The sequence below is a fragment of the Sphingomonas plantiphila genome, from assembly GCF_046000505.1.
GTDB classification, from domain to species: Bacteria; Pseudomonadota; Alphaproteobacteria; order Sphingomonadales; family Sphingomonadaceae; genus Sphingomonas; species Sphingomonas plantiphila.
The window spans coordinates 424,029-438,367 of sequence record NZ_JBELQC010000001.1 but is presented as its reverse complement, the minus strand read 5'-3'; the positions used below and the strand labels follow the sequence as shown (position 1 = coordinate 438,367).

At 67.5% G+C, this 14,339-nt stretch carries 11 protein-coding genes; 9 read left to right on the top strand and 2 right to left on the bottom strand.

The features are described 5' to 3' along the window. The first annotated feature begins 79 nt into the window (after positions 1-79). Complete coding sequence (pgmG, locus tag ABS767_RS02040; RefSeq protein ID WP_408076697.1) at positions 80-1,462, top strand: phosphoglucomutase/phosphomannomutase PgmG; 1,383 nt, start codon at positions 80-82, stop codon at positions 1,460-1,462. Between the two features lie 48 nt (positions 1,463-1,510). Further along, entirely contained in the window at positions 1,511-2,269 is a 759-nt protein-coding gene (locus ABS767_RS02035) for an exonuclease domain-containing protein (protein WP_408076696.1), read from the top strand. Positions 2,270-2,308: 39 nt separating this feature from the next. Here the strand turns inward: ABS767_RS02035 and ABS767_RS02030 are convergent, their stop codons facing one another. After that, complete coding sequence (locus ABS767_RS02030) at positions 2,309-3,226, bottom strand: TraB/GumN family protein (RefSeq protein WP_408076695.1); 918 nt, start codon at positions 3,224-3,226, stop codon at positions 2,309-2,311. A gap of 56 nt (positions 3,227-3,282) precedes the next feature. Then, positions 3,283-4,821, bottom strand: coding sequence for a sodium:solute symporter (locus tag ABS767_RS02025; RefSeq protein ID WP_408076694.1), 1,539 nt, complete (start codon positions 4,819-4,821; stop codon positions 3,283-3,285). A 100-nt stretch (positions 4,822-4,921) separates the two neighbouring features. On the opposite strand from ABS767_RS02025, the gene ku reads away from it, so the two are divergent. The 7 genes from ku (at position 4,922) to ABS767_RS01990 (ending at position 14,338) form a co-directional block, all read left to right on the top strand. After that, the gene (gene ku / locus ABS767_RS02020; protein ID WP_408076693.1) at positions 4,922-5,794 is read left to right on the top strand and encodes a non-homologous end joining protein Ku; all 873 of its coding nucleotides are present in this window, start codon (positions 4,922-4,924) and stop codon (positions 5,792-5,794) included. Positions 5,795-5,798: 4 nt separating this feature from the next. Continuing rightward, complete coding sequence (locus ABS767_RS02015; RefSeq protein WP_408076692.1) at positions 5,799-6,260, top strand: MgtC/SapB family protein; 462 nt, start codon at positions 5,799-5,801, stop codon at positions 6,258-6,260. A 4-nt stretch (positions 6,261-6,264) separates the two neighbouring features. Next, on the top strand, positions 6,265-8,706 hold the full coding sequence (ligD, locus tag ABS767_RS02010) for a DNA ligase D (RefSeq protein ID WP_408076691.1): 2,442 nt from the start codon (positions 6,265-6,267) through the stop codon (positions 8,704-8,706). 55 nt (positions 8,707-8,761) lie between these two features. Further along, positions 8,762-11,248 (top strand): circularly permuted type 2 ATP-grasp protein, encoded by a 2,487-nt coding sequence (locus tag ABS767_RS02005; RefSeq protein ID WP_408076690.1) that lies wholly within the window; start codon positions 8,762-8,764, stop codon positions 11,246-11,248. After that, on the top strand, positions 11,248-12,132 hold the full coding sequence (locus ABS767_RS02000; RefSeq protein WP_408076689.1) for a transglutaminase family protein: 885 nt from the start codon (positions 11,248-11,250) through the stop codon (positions 12,130-12,132). The genes ABS767_RS02005 and ABS767_RS02000 overlap by 1 nt, the downstream gene beginning before the upstream one ends. 307 nt (positions 12,133-12,439) lie before the next feature. Next, positions 12,440-13,393 (top strand): DnaJ C-terminal domain-containing protein, encoded by a 954-nt coding sequence (locus ABS767_RS01995; protein ID WP_408076688.1) that lies wholly within the window; start codon positions 12,440-12,442, stop codon positions 13,391-13,393. A gap of 9 nt (positions 13,394-13,402) precedes the next feature. Beyond that, complete coding sequence (locus ABS767_RS01990; RefSeq protein WP_408076687.1) at positions 13,403-14,338, top strand: YihY/virulence factor BrkB family protein; 936 nt, start codon at positions 13,403-13,405, stop codon at positions 14,336-14,338. Position 14,339 lies beyond the last annotated feature (1 nt).

Below are 14,339 nucleotides of genomic sequence, written 5' to 3'. Positions count from 1 at the left end.
ATTTCCGTCATCGGCGTTTGACCGTTGTAGTTTACGTGACGTGCGCGAAATGAAGCGCGTCCCAATCCCCGGAGGCCCAATGACCCATCGCTTCGATCCGACCTCGCTGCGTGAATACGACATCCGCGGTATCGTGGGGCAGACGCTCGGGCCCGACGACGCGCGCGCGATCGGCCGCGGCTTTGCGACGTTGCTGCGCCGTTCGGGCGGGCATCGCGTCGCCGTGGGCCGCGACGGGCGCGAATCCTCCCCGATGCTCGAGGCCGCGTTGATCGACGGGCTGACCGCGTCGGGCTGCGACGTGGTCCGGGTCGGGCTGGGGCCGACGCCGATGCTCTATTATGCCGAGGCGGTGCTAGAGGTGGATGGCGGCATCCAGATAACCGGCAGCCATAATCCCGGCAATTACAACGGCTTCAAGATGGTGTTCCAGCACCTGCCGTTTTTCGGCGAGGATATTCAGCGGCTGGGCAAGATGGCGGCCGAAGGCGACTGGGAAGACGGCGAGGGCACGGTCACCGACGCCGATATCATGGACGACTATGTCGGGCGGTTGCTGGCGGGCTATGCCGGCGGCAGCTTCCGGATCGGCTGGGATTGCGGCAACGGCGCCGCCGGGCCGGTGATTGAAAAGCTGGTGAAGCTGCTCCCGGGTGAGCATCACACGCTGTTCACCGATGTGGACGGCAATTTCCCCAACCATCATCCCGATCCGACCGAAGAGAAGAATCTGGCTCATCTCAAGGCGCTGGTCGCGGAGAAACAGCTCGATTTCGGACTGGCCTTCGACGGGGACGGCGACCGGATCGGCGCGATCGACGGCCAGGGCCGCGTGATCTGGGGCGATCAGCTTCTGTCCGTTCTGGCCGAACCTGTGCTGCGCAAGGACCCGGGCGCGACGATCATCGCCGACGTGAAGGCGAGCCAGGCGCTGTACGATCGTATTTCCGAACTGGGCGGGAAGCCGCTGATGTGGAAGACCGGCCACAGCCTGATCAAGACCAAGATGAAGGAAACCGGCGCGCCGCTGGCCGGCGAGATGAGCGGGCACATCTTCTTCGCGCAGGACTATTATGGCTTCGACGACGCGCAATATGCCGCGGTCCAGTTGATCAACGCGGTCCACCTGATCGGCAAGTCGATGAGCGACATCCGCAGCGCGATGCCCGCGATCGTCAACACCCCCGAAATGCGCTTCCAGGTCGATGAGAGCCGCAAATTCGCGGTGATCGACGAGGTGCTCGACCGGCTGAAGGCCGAGGGTGCGGATGTCAACGACACCGACGGAGCGCGGGTCAACACGCCGGACGGCTGGTGGCTGCTGCGCGCATCGAACACGCAGGACGTGCTCGTGGCGCGGGCCGAGGGAAAGACGCAGGAAGGCGTGGACCGTCTGCTGGCGATGATCGATGCCCAGCTCGCCGCGAGCGGCCTGGAGCGCGGACCGCAGGCGGGGCATTGATGCGTTAAAGGGGGTGGCCGAATCGCCGGCCTGCCCCCACATGGGGGCATGGCCGCCGCCCCCCAGATCATCCGCGTCATCGATCTCGAGACCACCGGCAACGCCCCGCCCGCGCATGCCGTGTGCGAGATCGGCTGGCAGGACGTGAAGCTGGGAAGCGACGGACGCTGGGCGCTGGATGGCGAAGGTGGCAGCCGCCTGGTCAATCCGGGGCGTCCGATCCCGCCGCTCACCATGGCCGTGCATCACATCCGCGACGTCGACGTGGCGGATGCGCCGTGGTGGCACGACGTCGCGCGCCCGATCCTCGATCCCTGGCCGCGCCGGGTCGCGCTCGCCGCGCACCGCGCGAGCTTCGAGGAGCAGTTCTGCACGCCCGCGCTGACGCGCGGTGCCGACTGGATCTGCACCTATAAGTGCGCTTTGCGGCTATGGCCGGACAGCCCCGGTTTCTCGAACCAGTTCCTGCGCTACTACCGCATGCCGGAGGGGATGGAGCATGAACGCGGCCTGCCGGTCCATCGCGCCTTTCCCGACGCCTATGTCACCGCGCACCACCTGCGCGACATGCTCAACGAGGCGAGTGTCTCGCAACTGATCGAATGGTCGAAGCTGCCCGGGCTGCTCCCGCGCGTCCGCTACGGTCCGGATCGCGGCAAGGAATGGAGCGAGATCGACGACGATGCGCTCGACGCCTTCCTGCAGGATCGCGACGAGGACATTCGCTACACCGCGCAGGTCGAGCTTGAACGGCGTCGCGGCAGCGGTCCGGTGGTCCGGCCGGTGCGCCAGCCGCAGCTGTTCTGATCCGAACGCCCGGCGCACGCGGCGCCGGGCATCGGGTTTTCAATATTCGATACGCTGCGTCTTGATCTTGCGCTTGGCGAGCATCGCCTGAACGCTGTCGTCGCCTGCGAGGTGCCCCGCACCCACCGCGACGAACACCACGCCCGGCGTATCGAGCCGCGTGTCGATCCACTCGGCCCAGCGGGCGTTGCGGTCGGCGAGCAGCATCTTGCTCAGCTCGGGCGAACTGCGCAGCGCCTCGTTCATGATCGCGGCGAGGCCGACTGCGTCGCCCTCCGACCATTCGGCGACCATCTTGGCGAATTCCGGGCCGACATTCTCGAGCTGGTCGAGCGATTCGGTCAGGAACTTGATCTGTGCTTCTTCGGACAGCGCGTTGAAGAAGCCGAACTGCTGATCGATGGTCTCAAGCCCAGATACCGGCTTGTTCGCCGCCTTGGCCGCCTCGCTCAGCTTCTGCTCGACGCCCGAATTCGGGTCATATCCCGCCTTCTGCAGCGCGACCAGGCCGAGCTGGCTGGCCGCGAACCAGGGCTTGAACCGGTCGACTGCGGCGACCGGAATGCCGGCATCGGTCACGGCCTTGGTGAATGCCGCGCGCTTCTCCTCCGGCAGTCGCTCGGTCAGGCTTGGGCCGCTCATGCTGATCGCATGCTTCATCAGCAGCGGCTGGATCGCCGCCTGGTCGGGCATCGTGCCGATCTCGGTCACCATCTCGGCGCTCTCGTCGAACGCCTTCTTCACCGCCTCGTCGAACCAGCTCAGCCCAGGCTTGAGCACATGGATCGTGCCAAACAGATAGATGGTGGTGTCCTCGTCCTTGACCACCCACAGCGCGGGATCGGCGTCCTGGACCTGCGCGGCGGGCGCGGGTGCGGGCGCGGTCTGGGCGAGTGCGTGCGGCGCGACGAAAAAGAGCGCGAGGGCGGTGCCGGCACGCCGGAACAAACGGGTCATCGGTGTCTCCATGGCCTGCCCGGGGGAATCGGTCGGCCTACCCCTACAGAATCACGTCAGGGCGCGGCGACGTCAACCTCTCGCCGTCCGCGCGGGATCGCAGCGACAAGCGTCGCCACCAGCGTCCCGATGCACAGCTGATAGGGAAAGGCGAGACCCGGTGGGCCGAAGGTGAACGGCTGGAGCAGCAACACCGTGATGAATCCGGTGATCAACGCGGCGATGACCGACGCGGTCGTCCCGCGCCGGGTGAAGATCGCGACGCCATAGACACCCAGCAGCCCGGCATAGGCAAACACCATCACCGACAGCACGAATTCGAGCAGCGGCATGTCGCTGTGCTTCTGCCAGTAATAACTCAGCACGGCGGTCGCGAACATCGCCAGCGCGACCACTCCCATGCCCCAGCGCCCGGCATGGACATAATGCCGGTCCGCCGCCCCGCCGCGCGCCTCGCGCCACGGGCGGTAGAAGTCGCTGACCAGCACCGACGACATCGAATTGAGCGCTGAGGTCACGGTCGAGACGGCTGCGGCGACGACGCCGATCGTGACTATGCCGCGCAGTCCGGGGGGCAACTGGGTCAGGATATAGTTGACGAACACGGTGATTTTTTCGCCCGCGAAATTCTCGGACAGCGTGTGATCGGCGCCCATCAGGTCGGGGCGATCGTAGAAGATGTGGAGCATCAGCCCGATGGCGACGAAGATCGCGATCACCGGCACGCTTCCCAGCGCCGAGAGGATCAGGCCGCGCGCGCCGGTCTTCGCGTCGGGGCTGGCGAGCAGGCGCTGCGTCGTGTCCTGATCGAGGCCCGAACTGGCGGTGTTGAGCAGGAACAGCCCGGTGACCGCGGCCAGCACGGTGAACGGCTTTGCCGGATCGGTCGAGAAATCGAACAGCCGCAGCTTGTTCGCCCCGTCGGGCGCGTTGCGTAGCGCGTCGATCAGCGTAGGCGTGTCGAGCGGGATGGCGAGGCGCAGGAAGATGAGCACCGCGATGGCGGCGCCGGCATAGACGACGAACTGCACGAAATCGTTCCAGATCACCGAACGCAGCCCGCCGCGCAGCGTGAAGAGCAGGCTGGCCGCCATCAGCGTGGCAGCGGCGAGGATGATCGAGCGGGCATCGATCGCATTGAATCCGACCATCGCGATCGCGATCGCCGCCAGATAGACGCGCGCGCCGCCCGACAGCACCCGCCCGGCGAGGTACATGCCCCCGGCCCAGCGCATCGCCCGCGCATCGAACCGCGTCTCCAGCAGCTCGTACACGGTCGACACGCGCAGCGCGTAGAAGCGCGGGATCAGGACGTGCGCGACGAAAAAGGCGGCGAGGATCGCGCCCAGCACCGCGCCGAGATAGGTGAAGTCGGCGCGGTATCCGTAATCGGGCGCGCCGAGGAACGTCGCCGCAGACTGGTTGGTCGCCAGCACCGACACCGCCGCGAGCCAGGCCGGAACGCTGCGCCCGGCGAGGAAATAATCCCCGGTACTGCGCGTCTCGACCCGGTTGAAATGCCAGGACAGCGCGGCCAGCACCGCGAGGTAGAGCCCGACGACCATCCAGTCGAGCGCGGCGAAATGCAGCATCATTGCGAGGGTGTAGCAGAGGCGTTGGCAAGGTCACGCCGCAAGTTGCGGAACGACTCCCGCGCTCGCGCTTTGAATCGGCCTCGCAACGAAAGGGTTCAGCATGGCAGCGCGCGCATATTGGCAGGGACAGATCCGTCTCGCGCTGGTCTCGATCCCGGTCGAAATCTACACCGCGACCCGATCGGGCGCGTCGGTGTCCTTTCATCAGGTCCACGAACCATCGGGCAAGCGCATCCGTTACGAAAAGGTCGTTCCGGGCCTCGGGCCGGTCGATACCGACGAGATCATGAAGGGGTTCGAGGTTGAGAAGGGCGAATATGTCCTGCTCGACCAGGACGAGATCGACGCGGTGAAGCTCGAATCGCGCAAGACGCTGGAGCTGACCCAGTTCGTCGACGCGCATGAGATCGACGTGCTTTATTATGAGAAGCCCTATTTCGTCGTTCCCGCCGACGATCTTGCCGAGGAAGCGTTCGTCGTGCTGCGCGAGGCGTTGAGGCGCACCAAGAAGGTCGGGCTCGGCCAGCTGGCGATGCGCGGCCGCGAATATGTCGTGAGCCTCAAGCCATGCGGGCGCGGGATGGTGCTCGAAACGCTGCGCTACGCCGACGAGGTGCACAAGGCGCAGGGCTATTTCCGCGACATTCCAGACCTCGAGCCCGATCCCGAACTGCTCGGGCTGGCCGAATCGCTGATCGAGAAAAAAGCGCACGCCTTCGATCCGCAGGAATTTCACGACCGTTATGTCGACGCGCTGAAAGGGCTGATCGAGCGCAAGAAGAAGCAGAAGGGCAACCGCAAGATCATCGAGGACAAGGATGACGGCGCCGATCCGCGCGGCGGCAACGTCGTCGACCTGATGGCCGCGCTCAAGAAGAGCCTGGAAAAGCCGGGGGCGGCAAAAAAGACCTCGACCAAAAAGGCGCCTGCCAAGAAAGCGTCGGCAAAGGCCCCGGCGCGCAAGCGAGCGTGACGGGATGGAGCTGAATCCTCCGCTGAGTTTTACCGCCATGGGCTGGGACCCTTGGCTCCGGCTGGGCGGCGCGGCGATCGCGGGATTGCTGCTGGGGCTCGACCGTGAGGTGCGCGGCCATGGCGCAGGGCTGCGCACCCACGCGATCCTGTGCTTCGCGGCGGCCCTGGTCACGCTGTGCGCGTTGGCGCTTTATTATCAGCTCGGCGGAGAGGAATCGCAGGCGGACCCACTGCGCGTGATTGAGGGGACCGCGGCGATGGCGGGCGTGATCGGCGGTGCGCTGATCGTTTTTTCGAAGGGGGAGGTGAAGAACTTGACCACCGCCGCGCATATCTGGCTCGCGGCTGCGATCGGAATTTCCTTTGGCGCGGGACTCTATCCGATCGCGGTGATCGGCACCCTTGCCTCGGTTCTGCTCCTGACGTTGTTCGGGTGGATCGAGCGGCGGACATTCAAGGAGTAGCGCGATGGCGAAAGCCGATCCGCTCGCGCGCTACAATGCGATGCGCGACTTTGCGAAGACGGCGGAGCCGCGCGGCGAGATCGCCAAGGGAAAAGGGCGTCGCTTCATCGTCCAGAAGCACGATGCCACCCGGCTGCACTGGGACTTCCGGCTGGAGATCGACGGCGTGCTCAAGAGCTGGGCAGTGACGCGCGGGCCCAGCATCGATCCCGGCGAGAAGCGCCTCGCGGTGCGGACCGAGGATCATCCGATGTCCTACGCGACCTTCGAGGGCACGATCCCCAAGGGCGAATATGGCGGCGGCACGGTGATGTTGTGGGATCAGGGCGAATGGGCGCCGATTCCGGGCAAGAGCGCGAAGGACCTCGACAAGGGCCACCTCCACTTCGTCCTGGAAGGCGAGCGGATGAAGGGCGAATGGCTGCTGATCCGCCTCAAGCCGCGCGGCAAGGAGAAGCGTGAGAACTGGCTGCTCCGCAAGATCGACGACGCCCATGCCGGCGCCACCGACGCGCTGGTCGAGACGGGGCTGACCAGCGTCACCACAGGGCGGACGATGCAGGAGATTGCCGAGGGCGTGAAGCCGAATGCTCCGCCCGCCAAAAAAGCTAAGCCCAACGCGCGTCGAAGCGCCTCGGCACCCGCCCCCAGCTTCCGCGACCCGCAGCTCGCCACGCTCGTCGACTCCGTGCCGTCCGGGAATGGCTGGCTGCACGAGATGAAATATGACGGCTATCGCGCGCTGGTCGCGGTGGGGAAGGGCGGGCCGCGCGTCTATACCCGCAGCGGGCTCGACTGGACCGAGAAGTTCACCGGCATCGCCGAAGCGGCGGCGAGCCTCCCGGCATCCTCCGCGCTGATCGACGGCGAAGTGGTCGCGTTCAAGGACGGCAAGCCCGACTTCTCGACGCTGCAGGAGGTGCTGTCGGACGGGCGCGGCGACCTCGCCTTCTTCGCCTTCGACCTGCTCGAACAGGATGGCGAGGACCTGACCGACCTTCCCCAGATCGAGCGCAAGGAGCGGCTGCGCGCGCTGCTCGACGGCGCCGACCCCCGGCTGCTTTTCTCCGAACATGTGCTCGGCGCGGGCGAGAAGCTTTTCGAGGCGATGTGCCGCGAGGGACATGAGGGGGTGATCTCGAAGCGCGCCGACGCGCCCTATCGCGGCAAGCGGACCAAGAGCTGGCTCAAGATCAAATGCACGCGGCGACAGGAATTCGTGATCCTTGGCTGGCTGCCGAGCAGCGCGAAGGGGCGGGGGCTGCGCTCGCTGCTGCTCGGCGTCAACCAAGACGGCGCGCTGCGCTATGCCGGCAAGGTGGGTACGGGATTCAACGCATCGAATTCCGATGAGCTGATGGCCAAACTCGCCCGGATCGAGCGCAAGACCGCGCCCGCCGACGTGCCGAAGGTCGCGGCACGCGGTGCGCACTGGGTCACGCCGAAGCTGGTCGCGGAGGTCGCCTTTGCCGAATTCACCGCCGAGAATGTCGTGCGCCACGCAAGCTTCATCGCGCTGCGCGACGACAAGCCGGCCGAGGACATCGTGACCGAGCGTGCGGCACCCCCGCCGCCGCCCGCGCACAGCGACATCAAGATCAGCAGCCGCGACCGCGTGATCTTCCCCGACGCGAAGATCACCAAGGGCGATCTCGCCGACTATTACGCCGCGGTCGCGCCGATCATGCTCCCCTGGGTTGCCGACCGCCCCGTCAGCCTCGTGCGCTGTCCGCAGGGCCGGGCGCGGCAATGCTTCTTCCAGAAGCATGATGCGGGCAGCTTCGGCGACCACGTCCATCATGTCGACATCAAGGAGAAGGACGGGTCGCTCGAACCCTATCTCTATGTCGACGATGCCGATGGCCTGCTCGCCTGCGTCCAGATGGGGACGATCGAATTCCATGGCTGGGGCAGCCGCGTCGCCGATGTCGAAAAGCCCGACCGGCTGGTGTTCGACCTCGACCCCGACGAAGGACTCGACTTCGAAACCGTCAAGAAGGCGGCGGCGGATCTCAAGCAGCACCTTGCCGATATGGGGCTGACGAGTTGGCCGATGCTGACCGGCGGGAAGGGGGTGCATATCATCGTGCCGCTCACCCCTAAGGCGGAATGGCCCGCCGCCAAATCCTTCGCCGACCGTTTTGCCCGCGCGCTCGCCCAGGCCGAGCCCGAGCGGTTTACCGCCAACCTCAAGAAAGCCGAGCGCAAGGGCCGCATCTTCATCGATTACCTGCGCAACCAGCGCGGCAGCACTGCCGTGATGCCCTATGCCGCCCGCGCCCGTCCCGGCGCGCCGGTCGCGGTGCCGCTCGGCTGGAGCGAATTGCGCGACGCGGACAGCGCGCAGCTGTTCACCGTGCGCGACGCCGCGGAGCTGCTCGAACGCGCCAATGGCCGGGCGCTGAGGGGCTGGGGCCGCGCAGATCAGGTGCTGCCCGACCTGTGATCCTTGTTGCACCTGCGCAGCAACCCAGCCAGAAGGCAGGGCGAAAGGGGCATGGATGGCAAGCGCCGTGGCCGATACCGGGTTCGATGCGGCGACGATCGCTGCGCACTGGCTGACCGCCTATCGCGCCGCCACGCCTGCGACCGATGTGCTGTACGCCGCCGGGCTCGACGACCCGGCCTGGAATGCCGCCCTGGGCGAACTGGCGGAGCGCACGGGCAACGATCTCAATGCCGCACGCGAACGCGCCCAGCGCCACGCCGAGGATATCGGCACCGGCTTTCGCATCGCGGGGGAGGGGGAGGAGCGCCCCTGGCCGCTGTCGCCGGTCCCGCTGCTGATCGCCAAGCGCGAATGGGACGGGATCGTCGGCGGCATCGTCCAGCGTGCCAACCTGCTCGAATCGGTGATCGCCGACAGCTATGGCCCGCAGACGCTGGTGCGCGGCGGCAGCCTGCCCGCGACGCTGCTGACCGGCAGCCCCTATTTCCTGCGCCCGATGATGGGCCTCACCCCGCCCGGCGGCTGCCATCTCCACTTCGTCGCGTTCGACCTGTGTCGCGGCCCGACCGGCGAATGGCGGGTGCTGGCGGATCATCTGCGCGCGCCCGCCGGGGCCGGCTATGCGCTGGAGAACCGGCTGGCGATGGCGCGGATGGTGGGCGGGCTGCAGAACCGGCTCAATATCGAGCGGCACGCGCCCTTCTTCGCCGCCTTCCGCGAAGGCATCGCCGCACGCTGCCGCCGCAGCGATCCGCGCATCGCGCTGCTGACCCCGGGCCGCTTCAACGCCAGCTATGCCGAACAGGCGCATCTCGCCCGCTATCTCGGTTTTTTGCTGGTCGAGGGCGGCGATCTCGCCGTGCTCGACGACCGGCTGTATCTGCGCACCATTGCGGGCCTCAAGCGCGTCGACGCGCTGTGGCGCCGCGTCGATCCGCGGCTGATCGACCCGCTAGCGTTCGATTCGCATTCGGCGATCGGCGTTCCCGGCCTGATCGACGCGATGGCGCAGGGCGAGGTGGTGATCGCCAATTCGCCCGGGTCGGGCCTGATGGAGGCACCGGCCTTCGCCGCCTTCCTGCCCCGCCTGTGCACGCGCCTGACCGGCGAGAGCCTGAAGCTCGCCAATATCGCCACCTGGTGGTGCGGCCAGCCGCGCGAGGCGGAGGAGGTCGCTTCCGACCTCGACAACATGGTCATCGCGCCCGCGTTCGGCGTGGCGACCAATGTCCTTGCCGACGGCACCGCGATGCTGGGCTCGCGGATGAGCGCGGAGATGCGCTCGGCATTGCTCGCCGATTTCGCGCGGCGCCCGCAGGATTATGTCGGGCAGGAGGTGGTGCGCCTTTCGACCATGCCGGTCGTTGCCGACGGGCGGCTCGAAGCCCGGCCGTTCACGCTGCGCGTGTTCGCCGCGCGGGGCGCCGATGGCGGCTGGCATGTGCTGCCCGGCGGGTTCGCCCAGATCGGCGAGCATCCCGATGCCCGCGCGGCGGCAATGGGGGAGGGTAACTGGTCGGCGGACGTGGTCATCCATGGCGACGACCCCGTCGCGCCCGTCACCTTGCTCCAGCCGAGCGATACGACCCAGCTGCGGCGCAATCCGGGGACCTTGCCCAGCCGCGCCGCGGACAATCTCTTCTGGCTCGGTCGCTATCTCGAACGCGGCGAGGCGCTGCTCGGCATCGTTCGCGCGCTGCTCGGCCATTCGATCAGTGCGGACAGCGGCGCGGCGCTCGCGGGCGACACGGTGCGGCGCCTCGTCGGGCTGATCGTCGGGGCTGGCGCGGCGCCGATGCCCGAAAGCCTCAGCCGGTCGAACCTGACCCGCTTTGCCCAGGCGGCGATGGACAGCGCCGACGACTGGCGGGGCGTGCGCGCGATCAACCGCCAGGCGCGCGCGATCGGATCGGTCAGCCGTGACCGGCTGTCCGCCGACATGATCCGGCTGCTCGACGCGCCCTTTCCGACGCGCGGCAGCGCGCTCGATCGGGCAGGCTCGCTCCAGCGACGCTATTCGGCGCTGGCGGGCCTCTCGGCCGAGCATATGGGACGGACCGACGCGTGGCGCTTCCACGATCTGGGCCGCCGGGTCGAACGCGCGGTGACCACGCTCGCCGCGCTTCAGGCGCTCGCCCACCCGCAGGCGACGAGCGACGATCTCTCCGCACTGCTCGATCTCGCCGACAGCCAGATCAGCTATCGCCAGCGTTACCTCACCGGGATGGCGCGCGTGCCGGTGCTCGACCTGGTCGCGCTCGATCCCGGCAACCCGCGCGGCGTCGCGTTCCAGGTCGCGGCGATCGGCGCCCATCTCGCCGCGCTGCCGGTCCTGTCGGACGACGGGATCGCCGAACCGCAACAGGCGCTGGCGGCGGAACTGGGCGCGATGGTGGCGACGGCGCAGGCCGTGACCCTCGGTCCCGAGGGGTTGTTCGCGATGGGCAACACGCTCGGCGCGCTGTCCGATGCGATCGGGCGCCGCTATTTCCTGCACGGGTCGGAACCGCTGCGTGCCGCTGCGTTCGTGGTCGGCTGATGCGCTACGCCATTCGCCACGTCACCCGCTTCGACTATGCCCGCTCGGTCGGGTTCGCGCGTTGCAACCTGCGGCTCAAGCCGATCCACTGGTCCGGCCAGCACCTGCACGATTACACGCTGACCGTCGAACCGGGTGGCCACACCGCTCCCGCACGGGCCGAGGCGGGGCTGGCCAATGTCGTCCGGCTGGTCGTGACCCAGGCGGTCCGCAGCCTGACGATCGAAAGCCGCTGCAACATCACGGTCGACCGGCAGGTGCCGGTGCCGGCCCAGACCGACGCAACGCTGGGTCAGGTCGCGACGCTCGCCCGCGCCAGTCGCGATGCGGGGCCGGCCAGCCCGGCCGCCTATCTGTTTCCCTCCCCGCTGATCCCGCTCGACCCCGATATCGCTTCATGGTGCGCGCAGGAACTCGATCCCGATCGCGGCGCGCTCGAGGCGGGGATCGCGCTCGCCCGCCGCATCCAGAGTGAGTTCGACTTCGATCCCACCGCGACGCTGGTCGACACGCCCCCGCGCGAGGCGTTCGAGAAGCGCGGGGGCGTGTGTCAGGACTTTGCGCAGATCATGATCTCGGGCCTGCGCGCCGCGGGGCTGCCCGCCGCCTATGCCTCCGGCTATCTGCGTACCTTGCCCCCGCCCGGCCAGCCCCGGCTCGTCGGTGCCGACGCGACTCATGCCTGGGTGCTGCTGTGGTGCGGGCCGGAGCGCGGCTGGGTCGGCGTCGATCCGACCAACGGCATCTGGATGGCGAGCGATCATGTCATCATCGCCATCGGCCGCGACTATACCGACATCGCCCCGATCGACGGCATCGTGCTGGGATCGGGCGCGCAGAAGATGGATGTGTCGGTGGATGTGGAGCCGCTGGACGAGACGTGAGCGATCCGGTCGGCGGCCTCCCCTTGCAATGTTGGATTTCGCCTGCTCCAATCCAGTCTGGAGTCTCGCCCACCGGTGGTTGGCCCGGTCGGCGCGGCTGCCTGACACGCATGTAAATCGGGGCCAAACTGTCAGGTTCGTCGGGCTGAAGATGACAGGATCGGGGCGGTTTCGCGTAACATCGTCAGTTTCGGGAGGCTTCTCCCGGTCAGACACGCACCATCCGCGTCCCAAACCCTTGCACTCTCCCCCCGCCGCGCCGATGTAGCGGGCTAACACGCTGAACGATAATCAACCGGGGAAACACGTGGCCGATCCGTATGCAACCTTGGGAGTCTCGCGCGGGGCCAGCGAGGACGAGGTCAAAAAGGCATATCGCAAGCTCGCCAAGGAGCTGCATCCCGACCGCAACAAGGACAATCCGAAGGCGGCGGAGAAGTTCAGCACCGTGACGCAGGCCTATGACCTGCTGATGGACAAGGACAAGCGCGCCCGTTTCGACCGGGGTGAGATCGATGCCGACGGCAACCCCACCTCGCCCTTCGGGGCCGGGTTCGGCGGCGCGCGTGGCGGGCCGCAAGGCGGGTTCCGGCCCGGCGGCGCGCAGTTCGATTTCGGCGGCGGCGGCGATGCCGGGTTCGAGGATATTCTGGAAGGGCTTTTCGGCGGCCGCGCCGGGGGCGGCTTTGGCGGGCAGCAGGGCGGCGGCTTTTCGAGCGGGTTCGGGCGGCGCCCGCCGCCGGCCAAGGGCGCCAACGTCGTCTATCGGCTGCGCGTGCCGTTCGAGGATGCGGCCGCTCTGAAGCAGCAGCGGATCCAGCTGCGCGACGGTTCGACCATCGACCTGAAGCTGCCCAAGGGCGTCGAGACCGGGACGCAGATGCGCCTTGCGGGCAAGGGCGATGCCGGGCCCGGCGGCAATGGCGACGCGATCGTCACGATCGAGGTGGAGCCCCACCGTTTCTACACGCGCGACGGCGACCATATCCGCCTCGACCTGCCGGTGACGCTCAAGGAAGCCGTTGCGGGTGCGGGCGTGCGCGTGCCGACGCCCGAGGGGCCGGTCAACATGAAGATCCCGGCCGGCACCAGCTCGGGCAAGACGCTGCGCCTGAAGGGGCGCGGCTTTCACGGCAAGGCGGGCCGCGGCGACCTGTTGGTCACGGTGATGATCGAGATACCGGCGGGCGACGCGAAGCTCGCGGCCTTCGTCGCCGAATGGGAGGATGACGGGAACCCCCGCGCGCGGTTGGGCGTCTGACCTTCCGACGTGACCGACCAGATTTCCCCCGAATCGCCCGAGGCGCGGCGGCATGGCTTTCACAAGCGCCTGTCGGATCTGGGCGTCACCGACCGGATGTACGAGGTGACGAAGCGCGTCGCGGTCGGCGCGTTCAACGACGGCTTCACCCATGCCGGCAATCTCGCCTATCTCAGCCTCGTCACCCTGTTCCCCTTCTTCATCGTCGCCACCGCCGTGGCGCGATTGGTCGGCCGAACGGGGGACGGACTTCAGGCGGTCGCGGCCTTCCTGCGCACCGTGCCGTCCGAAGTCGCTGACCTGCTTCGCCCGGCGATCATTGAGGTTCTGGAGGGACGTTCGGGGTCGCTGCTGTGGCTGGGGGCGCTGGTGGGCCTTTGGACGACGTCGGGCTTTATCGAAACGATCCGCGCGATCCTTCGCCAGGCCTATGGCATCCCGTCTTCGACGTCGTTCTGGCGGCTCAAGCTCGGCGCGATCGGCATGGTGATCGCGTCGGTGATCCTGGCGATGATGGCGTTCAGCTTTCAGGTGTTGCTGATCGGCGCCGAGCAGTTCATCCTGCGGGTTCTGCCGTTCGCGTCCGATGCCGCGCGGATCGTCTCGGTCACGCGGCTGGCGCCGGCGGTCGCGCTGTTCGGCGCGCTGTACATTCTCTTCTACACGCTCACGCCAAGTCGCTATCGGCAGTCCGGCTGCCCCAAATGGCCCGGGCCGCTGTTCGTCACCCTGTGGTGGATGGGCTGTACCGCGCTGCTCCCGATCGTGATCGGTGCGTTCGGCGGCTATGGCATGACCTATGGCAGCCTTGCGGGCGTGATGGTTGCCCTTATCTTCTTCTTCCTGATCGGTTTCGGCGTCGTTATCGGCGCCGAGCTCAACGCGGCGCTGGCGGAAACGCCGGAAACGGGTCTAGAGGACACCGCAAAGACGACCGGAGGGTAGG

Bases quoted from the DNA above. Each gene is read 5' to 3' on its own strand.
- pgmG (WP_408076697.1), top strand. From the start codon at position 80: ATGACCCATCGCTTCGATCCGACCTCGCTGCGTGAATACGACATCCGC.
- ABS767_RS02035 (WP_408076696.1), top strand. From the start codon at position 1,511: ATGGCCGCCGCCCCCCAGATCATCCGCGTCATCGATCTCGAGACCACC.
- ABS767_RS02030 (WP_408076695.1), bottom strand. From the start codon at position 3,226: ATGACCCGTTTGTTCCGGCGTGCCGGCACCGCCCTCGCGCTCTTTTTC.
- ABS767_RS02025 (WP_408076694.1), bottom strand. From the start codon at position 4,821: ATGATGCTGCATTTCGCCGCGCTCGACTGGATGGTCGTCGGGCTCTAC.
- ku (WP_408076693.1), top strand. From the start codon at position 4,922: ATGGCAGCGCGCGCATATTGGCAGGGACAGATCCGTCTCGCGCTGGTC.
- ABS767_RS02015 (WP_408076692.1), top strand. From the start codon at position 5,799: ATGGAGCTGAATCCTCCGCTGAGTTTTACCGCCATGGGCTGGGACCCT.
- ligD (WP_408076691.1), top strand. From the start codon at position 6,265: ATGGCGAAAGCCGATCCGCTCGCGCGCTACAATGCGATGCGCGACTTT.
- ABS767_RS02005 (WP_408076690.1), top strand. From the start codon at position 8,762: ATGGCAAGCGCCGTGGCCGATACCGGGTTCGATGCGGCGACGATCGCT.
- ABS767_RS02000 (WP_408076689.1), top strand. From the start codon at position 11,248: ATGCGCTACGCCATTCGCCACGTCACCCGCTTCGACTATGCCCGCTCG.